Source organism: Streptosporangiales bacterium (assembly GCA_009379825.1).
Taxonomy (GTDB): domain Bacteria; phylum Actinomycetota; class Actinomycetes; order Streptosporangiales; family WHST01; genus WHST01.
Genome location: WHTA01000002.1, coordinates 136,953 through 152,846, shown reverse-complemented (window position 1 = coordinate 152,846; position 15,894 = coordinate 136,953). Strand labels below are relative to the sequence as shown.

General features: G+C 72.0%; 17 protein-coding genes. 5 read left to right on the top strand and 12 right to left on the bottom strand.

What is annotated here, in order from left to right; genetic code table 11:
* Positions 1–55: 55 nt before the first annotated feature.
* The 8 genes from nusB to aroC form a co-directional block, all read right to left on the bottom strand.
* Positions 56–493 (bottom strand): transcription antitermination factor NusB, encoded by a 438-nt coding sequence (gene nusB / locus GEV07_01935; protein ID MQA01525.1) that lies wholly within the window; start codon positions 491–493, stop codon positions 56–58.
* Positions 493–1,056 carry an elongation factor P gene (gene efp, locus GEV07_01930; protein MQA01524.1) on the bottom strand — a complete coding sequence of 188 codons (564 nt, stop codon included), beginning with the start codon at positions 1,054–1,056 and terminating at the stop codon, positions 493–495. The genes nusB and efp overlap by 1 nt, the downstream gene beginning before the upstream one ends.
* A gap of 32 nt (positions 1,057–1,088) precedes the next feature.
* Complete coding sequence (locus GEV07_01925) at positions 1,089–2,204, bottom strand: M24 family metallopeptidase (GenBank protein ID MQA01523.1); 1,116 nt, start codon at positions 2,202–2,204, stop codon at positions 1,089–1,091.
* Positions 2,205–2,330: 126 nt separating this feature from the next.
* The gene (locus GEV07_01920) at positions 2,331–2,684 is read right to left on the bottom strand and encodes a hypothetical protein (protein MQA01522.1); all 354 of its coding nucleotides are present in this window, start codon (positions 2,682–2,684) and stop codon (positions 2,331–2,333) included.
* Between the two features lie 395 nt (positions 2,685–3,079).
* On the bottom strand, positions 3,080–3,505 hold the full coding sequence (gene aroQ / locus GEV07_01915; GenBank protein MQA01521.1) for a type II 3-dehydroquinate dehydratase: 426 nt from the start codon (positions 3,503–3,505) through the stop codon (positions 3,080–3,082).
* Between the two features lie 5 nt (positions 3,506–3,510).
* Positions 3,511–4,587: a 3-dehydroquinate synthase gene (locus GEV07_01910; protein ID MQA01520.1), complete on the bottom strand. Its 1,077-nt coding sequence runs from the start codon at positions 4,585–4,587 to the stop codon at positions 3,511–3,513.
* A gap of 29 nt (positions 4,588–4,616) precedes the next feature.
* Positions 4,617–5,150, bottom strand: a complete 534-nt coding sequence (locus GEV07_01905; protein ID MQA01519.1) for an AAA family ATPase — start codon at positions 5,148–5,150, stop codon at positions 4,617–4,619.
* Between the two features lie 108 nt (positions 5,151–5,258).
* Positions 5,259–6,434, bottom strand: a complete 1,176-nt coding sequence (gene aroC, locus GEV07_01900) for a chorismate synthase (protein ID MQA01518.1) — start codon at positions 6,432–6,434, stop codon at positions 5,259–5,261.
* 167 nt (positions 6,435–6,601) lie between these two features.
* Here aroC and GEV07_01895 point away from each other — a divergent pair, with 167 nt between their 5' ends.
* Entirely contained in the window at positions 6,602–8,407 is a 1,806-nt protein-coding gene (locus GEV07_01895) for a nuclease (GenBank protein ID MQA01517.1), read from the top strand.
* On the opposite strand, the gene GEV07_01890 is transcribed toward GEV07_01895, so the two are convergent.
* Complete coding sequence (locus tag GEV07_01890) at positions 8,391–9,062, bottom strand: hypothetical protein (protein ID MQA01516.1); 672 nt, start codon at positions 9,060–9,062, stop codon at positions 8,391–8,393. The genes GEV07_01895 and GEV07_01890 overlap by 17 nt on opposite strands.
* 64 nt (positions 9,063–9,126) lie before the next feature.
* Positions 9,127–10,530, bottom strand: a complete 1,404-nt coding sequence (gene hemG / locus GEV07_01885; protein ID MQA01515.1) for a protoporphyrinogen oxidase — start codon at positions 10,528–10,530, stop codon at positions 9,127–9,129.
* Here hemG and GEV07_01880 point away from each other — a divergent pair.
* Both GEV07_01880 and GEV07_01875 read left to right on the top strand, forming a co-directional pair.
* A complete protein-coding gene (locus tag GEV07_01880) occupies positions 10,529–11,533 on the top strand; it encodes a DUF4349 domain-containing protein (protein MQA01514.1) in 1,005 nt (334 codons plus the stop codon). The genes hemG and GEV07_01880 overlap by 2 nt on opposite strands.
* Positions 11,534–11,607: 74 nt before the next feature.
* On the top strand, positions 11,608–12,861 hold the full coding sequence (locus GEV07_01875) for an aminotransferase class III-fold pyridoxal phosphate-dependent enzyme (protein ID MQA01513.1): 1,254 nt from the start codon (positions 11,608–11,610) through the stop codon (positions 12,859–12,861).
* A 285-nt stretch (positions 12,862–13,146) separates the two neighbouring features.
* On the opposite strand, the gene hemE is transcribed toward GEV07_01875, so the two are convergent.
* Positions 13,147–14,319: a uroporphyrinogen decarboxylase gene (gene hemE, locus GEV07_01870; protein MQA01512.1), complete on the bottom strand. Its 1,173-nt coding sequence runs from the start codon at positions 14,317–14,319 to the stop codon at positions 13,147–13,149.
* A gap of 32 nt (positions 14,320–14,351) precedes the next feature.
* Between hemE and GEV07_01865 the strand changes: the two genes are divergently transcribed.
* Together GEV07_01865 and GEV07_01860 are read left to right on the top strand one after the other, a co-directional pair.
* On the top strand, positions 14,352–14,567 hold the full coding sequence (locus GEV07_01865) for a hypothetical protein (GenBank protein ID MQA01511.1): 216 nt from the start codon (positions 14,352–14,354) through the stop codon (positions 14,565–14,567).
* Between the two features lie 56 nt (positions 14,568–14,623).
* Entirely contained in the window at positions 14,624–15,193 is a 570-nt protein-coding gene (locus GEV07_01860) for a DUF3000 family protein (GenBank protein ID MQA01510.1), read from the top strand.
* Here the strand turns inward: GEV07_01860 and GEV07_01855 are convergent.
* On the bottom strand, positions 15,190–15,894 hold the full coding sequence (locus GEV07_01855; GenBank protein ID MQA01509.1) for a type 1 glutamine amidotransferase: 705 nt from the start codon (positions 15,892–15,894) through the stop codon (positions 15,190–15,192). The genes GEV07_01860 and GEV07_01855 overlap by 4 nt on opposite strands.

The window sequence follows — 15,894 nt, the reverse complement described above, 5'->3', positions numbered from 1 at the left end:
GCACGAGGCAACGGGCCGTCGCGGTCGGGTCGAGCGGGGCACCCAGTGCCCCGCGTCACGCTCCCGCCGCGGTGCCCTTCTCGCTGAGCACGGCCGCAAGCAGGCCGTTGACGAACCCGGGCGACTCGTCCGTGGACAGCTCCCTGGCCAGCCGTACGGCCTCAGCGACGGCGACCGCGTCCGGCACGTCGTCGGCGTAGAGCAGCTCGTACGTACCGAGCCGCAGCAGGTTCCTGTCCACGGCCGGCATCCGATCCAGCGACCAGTCCACCGAGTGCTTCGCGATCAGCTCGTCCAGCTGCGCACGGTGGGCGGTCACACCCTCTACCAGGCCGACGGCGTACTCAGGTACCACCGGGTCCGAGGCAGCGATCCGCTCGGCCAGCAGGGTCAACGGATCGGCGCGGCGCACGTCCGCCTCGAAGAGCAGGTCGAGCGCACGCTTCCGCGCCTTGCCCCGGGCGCCTACCCGCCCACTCGACTGCGCCGGCATCAGCCAGACACGCGGGAGAGGTACTCGCCCGTCCTGGTGTCCACCTTCACCCGCTCGCCGGTGGTGACGAACAGCGGCACCTGCACCTCGGCGCCGGTCTCCAGCCGCGCCGGCTTCGTGCCGCCGCTCGACCGGTCGCCCTGGATCCCGGGCTCGGTGTACTCGATGGCCAGCTCCACGGCGGCCGGCAGGTCGACGTACAGCGGGTTGCCGTCGTGCAGCGCCACCGTCACCTCCTGGCTCTCCAGCAGGAAGTTCGCGGCGTCGCCGACGACGTCACCGGTGACGTAGATCTGGTCGTACGTCTCGGTGTCCATGAACACGTAGTCGGCGCCGTCTTGGTAGAGGTACTGCATGCCGCGCTTGTCGACGGTCGCCACGTCGACCTTGATGCCGGCGTTGAACGTCTTGTCGACGACCTTCCCCGAGGTGACGTTCTTCAGCTTCGTACGGACGAACGCGCCGCCCTTGCCCGGCTTCACGTGCTGGAACTCGACGATGTTCCAGAGCTGGCCGTCCAGGTCGAGGGTCATGCCGTTCTTGAGATCGTTGGTGGTGGCCACTGCCGTGTCGTCTCCTGGGTATTGCTGTGCGCTCAGCCGAGCACAGTGAGCTCGCGGTCGGTTCGGGTGAGGGATTCCGTGCCTTCCGCGTCGACCAGGACGGTGTCCTCGACGCGCACTCCGCCGCGACCGGGGAGATACACCCCGGGCTCGACGGTGACGGGCACCCGGCTGGCCAGTGTAGCCGTCGAGCTGTAGCCCATGAACGGGTCCTCGTGGATCTCCAGCCCGACGCCGTGCCCGAGCCCGTGCGTGAACCGGTCGCCGAACCCCGCGTCGGTGATGACGGCGCGGCTCGCGGCGTCCACGTCCTTGGCCGCGACGCCGGGCACGAGCGCCTGTTTCGCGGCGTGCTGCGCGGCGACGACCAGCTCGTAGATCTCCTTCTGCCAGCCCGCGGCGACGCCGACCACGAACGTCCTGGTCTCGTCCGCGTGGTAGCCGGCGTAGCGTGCGCCGAAGTCGATCTTCACGAAGTCGCCGGTCTGCAACAGCCGGTCGGTCGGCTGGTGGTGCGGGATCGCCGAGTTCGGGCCGCTGGCGACGATCGTCGGGAAGCCGGGCGCGTCCGCCCCGTGCTCGCGCATCTTCGCGTCCAGCTTGCGGGCCAGGTCGCGCTCGGTGATGCCCTCCCTGATCCCAGGGAGCAGGTCGGTGAGCGCTTGGTCGCTGATCGTGCAGGCCCGCCGCAGCGCGGCGATCTCGACCTCGTCCTTGACCATCCGCAGCTGCTCCACGCCGCGCTGGAGCGAGCCGAGCCCGAGCTCAGCGGCGCCGTCGACCATCGCGCGATGGGCCGCCACGGTGACGTCGTGGTCCTCGAACGCCACCCTCCGCTCGCCGGAGGCGACCAGCTGCTTCGCCGCGTGCACGGCGACCGGCAGCCGCACGCCCGTGCGGGCCGGGTAGTCGACGTAAAGCTCCAGGTCCGGCGCCTCGGTGACGGCCTGGTCGGCGTACCTGCCGTCGGTCACCAGCAGGTCGGCGCCGTTCTCGCGTACCACGAGCGCACCGTTGGACCCGCTGAACCCGGACAGGTACCGCACGTTCACCAGCCTGGTGACGATCGCCGCCTCGACGTCCCGCTGTGCGAGGAGCACCCGTAGCCGATCCCTACGAACCGCGTGATTGGCCCCCGAGCCACCCATATGTCGCCTTTCCTCTGCTCCGCGCATGCACCGCCGCCGCACGGTACCGCACCGGCCCCTCACACCGTAACCCGGCCGTGACCTATTCGCCGCCGCCGTCGGGTGAATTCCCCGCAGTGATCGCGGCTAGCTGACCGGTCGGCTGGGGACGAACGGGCGTACTTGCACCACGCCGGGGTTCCATTGCACGAAGGCCTCGGCGAACGCCGGATGCGGCTTGGTGAGCACGAAGTACCCCTCCTCGACCCGCGCGTCCACGTCGCTGGTGTGGAACAGCCTGATGCTGTAGACGTCCAGGCCCCGCGCGAGCACGAGGAAGACGAGCGCGAAGGCCAGCGCGTGCCAGTCCAGGTCGGTTGCGAACAGGGTCGCCGCGCCGAACACCGCGACGATGCAGGCGACGACCGCACCGACGAGGGCGACCATCCCGTTGCGCAACCGCGCACTCGACCTGGCCGCCACCTCTGGGCACGCCGGCATCGACATATGCCCGTGCCAAGCCGGCCGGCCGGCCGAACAACAGGTCGATCAAGTAACTGTGGTCGCCCGGGCGGCCGCGCCGGAATCGCCAGAGCTCCTGCCACCACTCGGGTGCCTCGCCGTACGCCCGCGGGTCGAAGTACACCTTCGTCACGTCGCCGGGTCGCCGCCCGGCCGGTGGCAACGCACACCGGCGGTGGCGGCACCGGCTGCGCCCGGTACCAGCGCACCTGGACGTCCTGGCCGGGCAGTACCGGTTCCGCCCAGAACCGGTCGCCGTGCGGGTGCCCGGGCCACGGCTGACCATGGGGTGCGTCCGGGTACATTCGCCTCCCTGCGCACGCTCCTGCCTGCCGGGCGGCGACATACCAGCCGTGCGGCGGCCCGTGTCGTCATCAGGTGTTCGCGACCGCGCGCAGCGCGAGGTCGTACGACGCCATGCCGAAGCCGGCGACGGTGCCGGTCGCGACGCCGGCGACGACCGAGGTGTGCCTGAACTCCTCGCGCGCCGCCGGGTTGCTCAGATGCACCTCGACCAGCGGCGCGGTGCGCTGCGCGCAGGCGTCGCGCAACGCGTACGAGTAGTGCGTGAACGCGGCCGGGTTCAGCACCACGGGCAGCTCGCCGTCCGCGGCCTCGTGCAGCCAGTGGACCAGCTCGGCCTCGTCGTCGGTCTGCCGCACCTCGACGTCCAGACCGAGCTCCTTGCCGACCGTCGTACACCGCTCGACCAGGTCGGCGTAGGAGGTGTGACCGTAGACGTCGGGCTCCCGCGAGCCGAGCCGGCCGAGGTTCGGACCGTTCAAGACCAGTACGCGCATCCGGCTCAGCGCCCCACGGTGGAGTACGTCTGCTCGAGCAGCTCGGGATCCGGGTCCTCGAGGATGATCGGGTCGGCGAGGCCGGCGAGAACCACGAAGCGCAGCTTCGCGCCGCGGGCCTTCTTGTCCACGCGCATGGACTCGAGCAGCTTCGGCCACGCCTTCGCGTGGTAGTGCGTCGGCAGGCCGAGCGCCTCGAGCACGGCGACGTGCCGCTTCGCGGTCACCTCGTCGAGCTCACCGGCGCGCCTGGCCAGCTCGGCGGCGAACACCATGCCGACGGAGACCGCGTAGCCGTGCTTGCACTTGTAGCGCTCCAGCCGCTCGACGGCGTGGCCGAGGGTGTGCCCGTAGTTCAGCGCCTCGCGCGGGCCCTGCTCGCGCAGGTCGCCGGCGACGACGTCCGCCTTCATCGCGATCGCCCGCTCGACCAGCTGCCGCGCGACCGGGCCGCTCGGCGTGGTCGCTGCCGTGGGGTCGCCCTCGATCAGGTCGAGGATCTTCGGGTCCGCGATGAAGCCGGCCTTCACCACCTCGGCGAGGCCGGCCACGTAGTCCTCACGCGGCAGCGTCGCCAGCGTGGACAGGTCGCACAGCACGCCAGCCGGCGGGTGGAAAGCGCCGACCAGGTTCTTGCCGGCGGACGTGTTGATGCCGGTCTTGCCGCCGACCGCCGCGTCCACCATGCCGAGCAGCGACGTCGGCACGTGGACGACCCGCACGCCGCGCAACCAGCTCGCCGCGACGAACCCGGCCAGGTCGGTCACTGCTCCCCCGCCGACGGCGACCACGCAGTCGGTGCGGGTGAAGTTCCGCTCGCCCAGCCGGTTCCAGCACATGGCGGCGACCGAGACGTCCTTGCCGGCCTCCGCGTCCGGCACGGAGATCCGGCAGACGTCGTAGCCCGCGCCGTCCAGCACCTCGGCCACCTGGTCGGCGACCAGCTGCAGCGGCGGCGCGGTCACCACGGCGACCTGCCGCGCGCGGTCACCGACGATGGCCGGCAGCTCGTCGAGGATCTGCTCGCCCACGAGCACCTCGTACGGTTGCTCGCCCTCCACCCGTATCCGCGTGGTACCCACCTTGGTTGCCTCTCGTACTCGAACAGTCCCTAGACCGGAAGGCCGATCGCGCTCGACACCTCGGCGGCGACCTCGCTCGGCGTGCGGTCGGCCGTGGCCACGGTGGCCGTCGCGACTTCCTCGTACAGCGGCCGGCGTTCGGCCATCAGGTGGCGCAGCGCCGTGCGCGGGTTGACCACGAGCAGCGGGCGCGGTGCGTCCAGCCCGACCCGTTGCGCGGCAGCGGCCAACGTGACGTCGAGGAAGACGACCGTGTGCTCGCGCAGCAGCGCGCGGGTGTGCTCGTCGAGTACGGCGCCGCCGCCGAGCGCGAGCACCCCGGTGTGGGTCGCCAAGGCCGTCTCGACGGCCTCGCGCTCCAACTGCCGGAACACGGCCTCGCCGTCGGACACGAAGATCTCCGAGACGGCCGTGCCGGTGCGTTCCTCGACGTCGCCGTCGGTGTCGCGGAACTCCACGCCGAGCCGCTCGGCGAGCAGCTCGCCCACCGACGTCTTGCCTGCGCCCGGCGGGCCGACCAGCACCACGCGCGGCCCGTGACTCACCAACTCGGTGTCGCCCACATCGACCTTCTTATTCACTGTCTGTAGTCACTTAGGTTCTCATGGTCACATTCCGACCACACAGCCGGTCCCCGACACCGACCGCCCCTGCGCACATGATCACACGTGCTAACGGACGGTGAGGCTGGCCAGGTAGCTGGCCAGGTTGCGCCGCACCTCGGGCACCGAGTCGCCGCCGAACTTCTCCACCGCTGCGTCCGCGAGCACCAGCGCGGTCATCGCCTCCGCCACCACAGCGGCGGCCGGCACCGCGCAGACGTCGCTGCGCTGGTTGATCGCCTTCGCCGGCTCCCCCGTCGCGACGTCGACCGTACGGAGGGCGCGCGGCACGGTGGAGATCGGCTTCATGGCCGCGCGCACCCGCAGCACCTCGCCGGTGGTCATGCCACCCTCAGTGCCGCCTGAGTACCCGGTCAGCCGGCGTACGCCTTCCGGCGTGCCGACGATCTCGTCGTGCGCAGCGGAACCGCGCCGCCTGGCGACGTCGAAGCCGTCGCCGACCTCGACCCCCTTGATCGCCTGGATCCCCATCAGGGCAGCGGCCAGCCGGCCGTCCAGCCGCCTGTCCCAGTGCGTGTGGCTGCCCAGCCCAGGCGGCAGCTTGTGCACCACTACCTCGACCACGCCGCCCAACGTGTCGCCCTCGGCCTTCGTGGTGTCGACCTCGGCGACCATCTGCTTCGAGGTGTCCGGGTCGGCGCACCGTAGCGGGTCCTCGTCGATCCGCTCCCGGTCGGCCGGCTCGGGCACGACGCCCGCAGGCACCTCCACCGGGCCGAGCGCGGTCACGTGGCTGAGCAGCTCGACGTCCAGCGCCTGCAGCAGGAACCGCCTCGCCACCTCGCCGAGCGCGACCCTGGCCGCGGTCTCCCGCGCGCTCGCGCGCTCCAGGATCGGCCGCGCGTCGTCGAAGCCGTACTTCTGCATGCCCACCAGGTCGGCGTGGCCGGGGCGCGGCCTGGTCAGCGGCGCGTTGCGCGCGAGGTTCTCGATCTCCGCCTGGTCGACGGGGTCGGCGGCCATCACCTGCTCCCACTTCGGCCACTCGGTGTTGCCCACCTGCACCGCGATGGGGCTGCCGAGCGTGCTGCCGTGCCGCACGCCGCCGAGGAACGTCACCTCGTCCTGCTCGAACGACATCCGCGCGCCGCGGCCGTAGCCGAGCCGCCGCCGCGCCAACGCCGCGGCCACGTCCGACGTGGTCACCTCGACGCCCGCGGGCAGCCCCTCGAGTATCGCCACGAGCGCAGGACCATGCGACTCGCCTGCGGTCAGCCAACGCATCATGCCCCAAGTCTCCCACTGCCCCACCGCAGGCCCTGCGGAAGAGGTCGCAGCGCGTCACGAGCGGGCGAGTTCATCTCGCGTTCAGTACGTCTGACTAGGCGCGATGTCCGTGCGCTGGTAGGAAGTACGGCGCCAGCAGTTCCGCCGACCGTCGGAGGCGACCGATGCGCCGAACCGTTGCTGCCGCGTCGGTCGCGGCTCTGCTCGGGCTCACCGTCGCCGCCGGGCCCGGCTACGCGGCCGAGGACGTGCACGTCCACGACATCCAAGGTGCTGCGCACGTCTCGCCGCTGGCCGGCGAGGACGTCGCGGACGTCCCCGGCGTGGTCACCGCCGTCGCCGACGACCAGTTCTTCCTGCAGGACCCGCAGCCGGACACCGACCCCGCCACCGCCGAGGGCCTGCTGGTGTACACCGGCGCCGCGCCCGGCGTGGCCGTCGGCCACGCCGTCACGGTGACCGGCAAGGTCACCGAGTACCGGCCCGGCGGAGCGGCGACGAACCTCAGCACCACGGAGATCGTCAGCGCGCCCGACCAGGTCGACGTGGCGTCGAGCGGCAACCCGCTGCCCGCGGCCACGGTGGCGGGCAGCGACGGCCGGGTGCCGCCCAACCAGGTGATCACCGAGGGCGTGGACGGTGACGTCGAAGAGTCGGACGTCTTCGCCCCGGCGAAGCACGGCCTGGACTTCTGGGAGTCGCTGGAAGGCATGCGGGTGCAGGTGGACGACGCGCTCGCCGTGGCGCCGACCAACAGGTTCGGCGAGCTGGCCGTGGTCGGCGACGACGGCGCACACGCGAAGCCACGCAGCACCAGCGGCGGTGTGGTGCAGACGGCGGCCGACGGCAACCCGGAGCGGCTGATCCTGCGCGGCGCGTTCGCGAAGGTGCCTACCGCCGACGTGGGTGACGTACTGCCAGGCGCCGTGACCGGGGTGCTCGACTACAACTTCGGCAACTACACGCTGGAGATCGACGAGACGCCGGACGTGCGAAGCGGCGACCTCGACCGCGAGGTCACCGACCCGCAGCGCCGGAACGAGCTGTCCGTCGCGTCGTTCAACGTGGAGAACCTCGACCCTGCGGACCCCGCGGCGAAGTTCGCCGGCCTCGCCGAGACGGTCGTACGCAACCTCCGTGCGCCCGACATCCTCACCGTCGAGGAGATCCAGGACGACACCGGCCCGACCGACGACGGCACGGTGACCGCCGACGCCACCGTGGATAAGCTGACCGCGGCGATCGAGGACGCCGGCGGCCCTGCGTACGCCTGGCAGTCGATCGACCCGGAGAACAACGCCGACGGCGGCGAGCCTGGCGGCAACATCAGGGTCGGCTTCCTGTACCGCACCGACTGCGGCATCGAGTTCGCCGACGCGCCGCGCGGCGACGCCACCACGCCCGTTGGGGTCGAGGCGGCCGACGGCGGCGCGCGGCTGACGCATAACCCCGGCCGCATCGAGCCGAACGGCGACGCGTGGGACGAGACCCGCAAGCCGGTCGCGGGACAGTTCACCTGGCGTGGCGAGACGGTGTTCGTGGTCGCCAACCACTGGAGCAGCAAGGGCGGCGACGACCCGCTGATGGGCCGCTACCAGCCGCCGCGGCTGGCCAGCGAGGAGCAGCGCGTCGCGCAGGCGCGGTCGGTGGCCGGGTTCGTCGAGGAGCTCACCGCCGTGGACCCGAAGGCGCACGTCGTCGTCGCCGGTGACCTGAACGACTTCCCCTGGTCACCGCCGATCACGGAGGCTACCGACCTGGTCGACCTGCCGCAGCTGCTGCCGAAGGCGGGCCGGTTCACGTACAACTACCAGGGCAACTCCGAGGTGCTCGACCACATCCTGCTCAGCAGGTCGCTCACCAAGCGTGGATTCCGGTACGACGTGGTGCACACCAACGCGGACTTCGCCGACCAGCTCAGCGACCACGACCCGCAGGTCGTAAGGCTCGAGCTCACGGCAGGGCGTTGACGATCTCCGCGACCGGCCGCCTGGTGCCGGTGTAGAACGGCACCTCGAGCCTGGTGTGGCGCCGCGCCTCCGAACCGCGCAGGTGCCGCATCAGGTCGGTGAGGCTGTACAGCTCGTCCGCCTCGAAGGCAAGCATCCACTCGTAGTCGCCGAGGGCGAACGACGCGACGGTGTTCGAGCGCACCTCCGGGTAGTCGCGCGCCATCTTGCCGTGCTCGGCGAGCATGGTGCGCCGCTCCTTCCCGTCGAGCAGGTACCACTCGAGCGACCGGACGAACGGGTACACGCAGACGTACGTCCGCGGCTCCTCGCCCGCGAGGAACGCGGGGATGTGACTCTTGTTGAACTCCGCCGGCCGGTGCAGCGCCATCGCGGAGAACACCGGCTCGCAGCAGCGGCCGAGCTGGGTGCGCCTGAATCGCGCGTATGCGTCCTGCAGCAGCTCGGGCGAGTCGGCCACCCACCAGAACATCAGGTCGGCGTCGGCCCGGAAGCCGCTGACGTCGTAGCTGCCCCTGGTCGTCACGCCCTCGGTGTCGAGCTTGGCCAACAGCTGCTCGACCTCGGTCGCGACGCGTTGCCTGTCGACGTCCGTCTGCCGGTCGCCGCGGCCGTCGAGATCGATCGGTGTGGTGGCACGGAAGACCGACCACATGGTGTACCGCACGACCTCGTTGAGCTCGCGCGCCTGCTTGCCGTCTACTGTCACGCTGCCATTGTCACGCGTGGCCGAGCGCACCGAGCACCCGGTCCGCGGCCGCTCGGCCGCTCGCGACGCACGCGGGCACGCCGACACCGCCGTACGCCGCACCGCACACCGCGAGCCGGTCGTGCTCGGCCACCGCCGCAAGCGCCTTCTCCACCCTCGCCAGGTGCCCGACTACGTACTGCGGCAGCGCGCCGCCCCACCGGGTCACCCGGCTGGCGACCGGCGGCTCGGCGATCCCGGCCGCGGCGAGGTCGGTGACCGCCTGCTGTACGAGCGTCCCGTCCGCGACCTGCAGGGTGCGCTCCTCGCCGTACCTGCCGACCGAGCAGCGCACCACGGCGAGGCCGTCGGCGGCCACCTGCGGCCACTTCTGCGACATGGCGGTGGCCGCCTTGATCGTCCGGCCGGCCGACGCCGGCACCAGGAACCCGCTGCCCAGCCTGCCTGGCACGGCCGACGCCGGGTACACCAGCGTGACGAGCGCCATGCTCGCGTACTCGACGGCGCCCAGCTCGGTCGCCGCGGCCGGGGCGATCTGGGCGAGCAGCCGGGACGCCGGGCGCGCAGGCACGGCGAGCACCACGGCGTCCGCCCGCACCTGCTCGGGTTCGCGCGCCGGCCCGACGGTCAGCCACCAACCGTCGGTGCTCTCGCACAGCTCCCGCACCATGGCCGAGGTACGGATCCGCGCACCCGACCGCTCGGCGAGCAGCTGCGGCAACCGGCCCATGCCACCGCGCAGGCTGACGAACCCCGGGCCGGTGGCCGACGGCGCCTGCGCCACCACCCGCCTGGCCGCGGCCACCAGCGAACCGTCGGTACGCAGCAGCGGTGCCAGCTGCGGCAGCGTCGCCGGCAGCGAGAGCGCGTCCGCCCGGCCGGCGTACACGCCGGCGAGCAGCGGCTCGACGAGCCGGTCCACCACCTCGGCGCCCAGCCGCGACGTCACGTAGTCGCCGACGGCCACGTCGTCGGTGAGCGGTCTGCCGGGCAGCTGCGGCTCTTGCGCCACCCGGTCGACGGTGTCCGCGGAGAACAGCCCACTGCCCGCCACCGCGTCGACGTCGGCGGGGATGCCCATCACGTGGCCCTTCGGCATGGGCACCAGGTCGTCGCCCACCCAGATCGACGCGCTCGTCGTCGCCGGCTCGACCAGGTCGCCGGCCGCGCCGAGCGCCCGCACCAGCTCGACGCCCTCCGGCCGGCGCGCGAGCATCGACTCCGCGCCCTCGTCCACGGGGATGCCCGCGACCTCGGACACCCGCAGCTTGCCGCCCAGTTGCGGTGCACCCTCGAACACCGTCACGTCGACCCGGTCGCCCACGCGGTTGGTCAGCTCCCACGCGGCGGTCAGGCCGGCCACCCCGGCGCCGACGACCGCGACGCGCGGGCGGTCGGAACGGTTCCCTGGCATGCGCAAAGGCTCTCAGACCGTTGCGGCATTGGAACCTCAGCCCAGGCATCCGTACGCGTTCCCCGAGGCGTGTAGTCAGCAAAACGCGCCAACGAGGGGATCACGTATGACAGCCCGCCTGCTGACCATCCACCGCCGCCGACTCGCCATCGCCGCGATACCGCTCGCACTCGCGGTTCTCGTCTCGTGCGGTGGCGCGCAGGAGACCTCGACCGAGGAAGCCGACTCCGGGCTCGCCGACCGTTCCGAAGGCAAAGCGCAACCGTCGAAGCCCGGCACCACGACTACCGACGAGCCGGCGAAGACCATCGGCGCCCAGCTGCTGACGTACACGGCGACGCTGCGCTTGCGTGTCGACGACACCGACAAGGAGTCCGTGGCCGCCGAACGGCTCGTCACGAAGGCCGGCGGCTACGTGCAGAGCCAGCAGCAGCTCGGCGAGTCGAACGGCGCGACGGCCACCACCACGTTCCAGGTGCCGAGCGCCGAGTACCGCACCGTGCTGAAGCAGCTCGGCAAGCTCGGCACCAGGCTCTCCCTCACCCAGAACACCGACAACGTCACCGAGGCCGTCGCGGACGTCGACCAGCGCGTCAAGTCGGCTGAGGCGTCGCTGAAGCGGCTGCGCACCCTGCTGAAGACCGCGTCGGACATCGACGACGTGCTCGCCATCGAGGAGAAGATCGGCTCCACCCAGGCGGAGCTGGAGTCGCTGCAGGCCAGGCAGCGCGCGCTGGCCAAGCAGGTCGACTACGCGACCATCACCGTCACGCTCACCGGCCCGCGGGACGAGCAGGACGAGCAGGCGACAGGGTTCCTCGCCGGCCTGCGCGCCGGCTGGCACGGGCTGCTCGCCTTCCTCACCGGTGTCGCCACGGTGTTCGGCGCCGTCCTGCCGTTCCTGCTGATCGCCGGCCCGTTGGGGCTCGCCGGCTGGCTGTTCTGGCGCCGGCACCGCAGCACCCGCAGCCGGCGACAGGCCAAGGCCGAACCTTCGGTGTGACGCCCGCCACTTGCCACCGGGCGCCCGGCTTGATTGCATCGTGAGCGTCCGTACGGGTGAAGGGCAGTGTTCCCATGGCCAACTACTGGCATCCATTCGCCGACATGGCACAGGTCAGCGCGGGCGGCGAGCTCGTCATCGCGGCGGGCGACGGCGCGTACGTCTACGACGAGGACGGGCGCAAGTACTTCGATGCCGCCGGTGGGCTGTGGTACTGCAACGTCGGCTATGGCAGGGCGGAGCTCGCCGACGCCGCGGCGGAGCAGATGCGGAAGCTGTGCGCGTACTCCAACTTCGGGCCGTACGCGACCCGGCCGACGCTCGACCTCGCCGACCGGCTGGTCGAGCTCGCCCCGATGGACGGCGCGAAGGTCTTCTTCACCAGCGGCGGCTCCGACTCCGTCGACACCGCCGTGAAGCTCGCGCTGCGGTACTGGGCGGAGCGGGGCCAGCCGCAGCGCGACACGATCATCGTGCGGCAGCGTGCGTACCACGGCATGCACGCGGCCGGCACCGGTCTGGCCGGCATCCCGGACAACCGCGCCGGTTACCCGCAGCTGCTGCCGCACGTCGAGCAGGTGTCTTACGACTCGGCGGAGGAGCTGGCCGCCACCATCGAGCGGGTCGGGCCGGACCGGGTCGCGGCGTTCTTCTGCGAACCGGTCGTCGGCGCGGGCGGGGTGTACCCGGTGTCCGCGGAGTACCTGACCGCCGCCCGCGCGACCTGCAGGGACGCCGGCGTCCTGTTCGTCGCGGACGAGGTGATCTGCGGGTTCGGGCGGCTCGGCGAGTGGTTCGCCAGCGGTAGGTACGGGCTCGACCCCGACCTGCTCACCTGCGCGAAGGGGTTGACGTCCGGCTACCTGCCGATGGGTGCCGTGCTCATCGGCGCGAACGTCGCGGAGCCGTTCTTCGCCGAACCTGGCACCATCTGGCGGCACGGGTACACCTACTCCGGGCACGCGACGGCGGCCGCGGTCGCGCTGGCCAACCTCGACATCCTAGAGCGGGAGCAGCTGATCCCGCACGCCCGCGAGCTGGAGGGCGAGGTCACCACTGCACTGCAGCCGCTGGCGCAGCACGCCCTCGTCGACGAGGTGCGGTCCGGGGTCGGCGTGCTCGCCGCGGTGCAGCTCGCCGCGAGCGCACTCGCCGACCGGCCGGGGCTGCCCGACCAGGTGATCGGCGGCCTACGCGAACGCGGCGTGCTCACCCGCGCACTGGCCGGCGGAGCCATCCAGGTCTCGCCGTCGCTGGTCACGCAGACCACCGACCTGAAGCTACTCGCCGACGCCGTCACCGGCGCCCTGGACGCCTATGGCACCTAGCTCGCCGTCTCGGTGTGTACCAGGTCGGCTGCTCGCCGACGCCTAACCCGCCGACTCGGCATGCACCACGCTGACCAGAAGCTGCTCGCCGACGCCCTGGACGTAGCGGACGCCTAGGGAGCCGACTCGGCATGCACCAGGCCGACCTGAGCTGCTCGCCGACGCCCTGGACGTAGCGGACGCCTAGCCGGCCGTCTCGCCGACGCCCTACGTGCCGGCGCCCTGGACGCAGCGGACGCCTAGCCCGCTGTCTCGGCGACTGGACACCCTGGACGCCTATGGCACCTAGCTCGCCGTCTCGGTGTGTACCAGGTCGACCAGGCGGGTGAGGGTGTCCGGGTCGGTCGACGGCAGCACGCCGTGGCCGAGGTTGAACACGTGCCCGGCGGCGGCGCGTCCCCTGGCCAGGACGTCCTTGGCGCGATCGGCGACCAGGTCCCAGGGGCCGAGGCACACCGCCGGGTCCAGGTTGCCCTGCAGCACGACGCCAGCGCCGACCCGCTTGGCCGCCTCGTCCAGCGGCACCCGCCAGTCGACACCGAGCACCGTCGCGCCCGCCTCGACCATCGGGCCGAGCAGCTCCCCCGTCCCGACGCCGAAGTGCACCCGCGGCAGGTCCGCGGGCAGCCCGTCGAACACCGACCTGGTGTGCGGCAGCACGTAGCTCCGGTAGTCCTCCACGCCGAGCACCCCGGCCCAGGAGTCGAACAGCTGCACCGCAGCCACGCCCGCGTCCACCTGCACCTGGAGGAACGTCCGGGTGAGCGCCGCGATCCTGCCGAGCAGGGCGTGCCAGGTGTCCGGCTCCGCGTACATCAGCGCGCGGGTGCGTTCGAAGTGCCGCGACGGGCCACCCTCGACGAGGTACGACGCCAGCGTGAACGGCGCCCCGGCGAACCCGACCAACGGCACGCCGCGCAGCTCGGTCAGCGGGCCGCGCACGGCGTCCGCGACGAACTCGAGGTCCGCCGGCGTGAGCTCGGGTAGCGCGGCCACGTCGGCCGCCGACCGGATCGGCGTCCCCACCACCGGGCCCACGCCCGGCCGCAGCTCGACGTCCATCCCCGCAGCGTGCAACGGCACCACGATGTCGCTGAACAGCACCGCCGCGTCCACCCCGTAGCGGCGCACCGGCTGCATGGTGAGCTCGGTGACCAGCTCGGGACGCCGGCAGGCGGTAAGCATCGGCACGCCCTCCCTGGCCCGCCGGTACTCCGGCAGCGCACGTCCGGCCTGCCGCATGAACCAGACGGGAGTGTGGGGCACCTGCTGGGCCCGACAGGCGCGCAGGAACGGGGAATCGGCCAGCAGATCGCTCACTGCCGGATCGTGACACACCTCGGCATGCTCGCGACACGCCGGGGCCGCCTCCCGGGTTTCCCTCCACCGCCGTGCCACCGTCGAAGCGACGAAGCTCACGGTGCCGCCGGCCGTACGGGCCCGGCAACACCGACCCATGGGCCCAGGCACGACAACAAGAGAGCTGACCGATGACGAGCCAACCAGAGTTCTTCTGTCCGTCCTGTGCGGCGGTCGTCGCATTCGAGCAGCCACCGTGTTCAGACGGTCACGAAGAGTGTCTAGACCTCGCGTGCACCCTCTGCGGTACCGCACTCTTCGCCGGTGGCCAGGCGCCTTGGCCGCAGCGCCGACGTCGGCACCGGCCGGCCCGTCGTGCCCGTACGTCCGCGGGTCGCGTCGCGTGAGCCGTTTCGGCGCGCCGCGAGGGCGCGGAGCCGTCGATTCGGCCTACGCTGCTGACATGACCGTGTTCGGGGACACGGACGGGACACCACCGGAGTTTCGTCGCGCCATCGCCAGCCTGCGCAGCGTCACGCTGCGCCCCGAGGTGCAGCTCGACGAGGCGCCTGCACCCCGGCAGCTGGCCCCGTACTCGATGGCACTCACCGCCGACGTCGTCGTCGCGGACGAGGACCTGGCCACCGGACGACTGGTCGTGCTGCACGACCCGGACGGCCCGGACGCCTGGGCCGGCACCATCCGGATGGTGTCGCTGGTGCAGGCGGACATCGAGCCGGAGGCGGCGGCCGACCCGCTGCTGCCGGCCGTCGGCTGGAGCTGGCTGATCGACGCGCTGGACGCCAGGAACGCCACGTACGGCGCGGCCAGCGGCACAGTCACCAGGCTCGCCGAGGAGTCGTTCGGCCTGGACAGGGAACCGACCGCGAAGGTGGAGATCCGGGCTTCCTGGACGCCGCACGACGAGGACCTCGGGCCGCACCTCAGCGCGTGGAGCGACGTGCTCTGCCAGGCCGGCGGGCTACCGCCGGTGCCACCGGACGTGGCGATCCTGCCGAACCGCTCGCGCTAGGCCCCGGCCAGCGTCGCGAACCGGCCGGCGAACGCCGACCAGGTCTGCCGCATCTCGTCCTCGTGCTCCCTCACGGTGGCCAGCGCGTCGCGGGTGGCGTCGTCGTGGTCGGCGCCGCGGGACTCCAGCTTCGCCCACACCTCGGCCTTCTCCGCGCCGGCCTCCGGGTGGAACTGGATGCTCCAGGCCTTCGGCCCCACGCGCGCCGCCTGCGGGTGCCCGTCGGCGCTCTCCGCGAGCAGCACTGCGCCCGGCGGCAAGGCCGTGACCACGTCACCGTTCCACTGCACCGCATGCGTCCCGGTGGGGAGCGGGCCGAACAGCGGGTCCTCCGCCGCCTCGCGCTGGAACCCGACGGCCAGCGCACCGCGCTGCCGGCCGTCCGGGTTGCGCTGTACCTCGCCGCCGCACGCGACGGTGAGCAGCTGGTGCCCCAGGCAGACGCCCAGGCACGGCACCTCCGCCCCGACGTACGCGCGCAGCAGCGCCTTCGTGTCGGTCAGCCACGTGTACTTGACGTCGTCGTACGCACCCATCGAGCCGCCCAGCACGACGAGCGCGTCGTGCGTCACCTCGGCCGGCACCGTCTCGCCGGCGAACGGCCGCACCACCTCGACGGTCAGCCCCGCGTCCTCGAACCACTCGCCGAGCCAGGCCAGGTCGGCGTCCTTCTCGTGCTCGATCACCAATGCAGTCGCCAC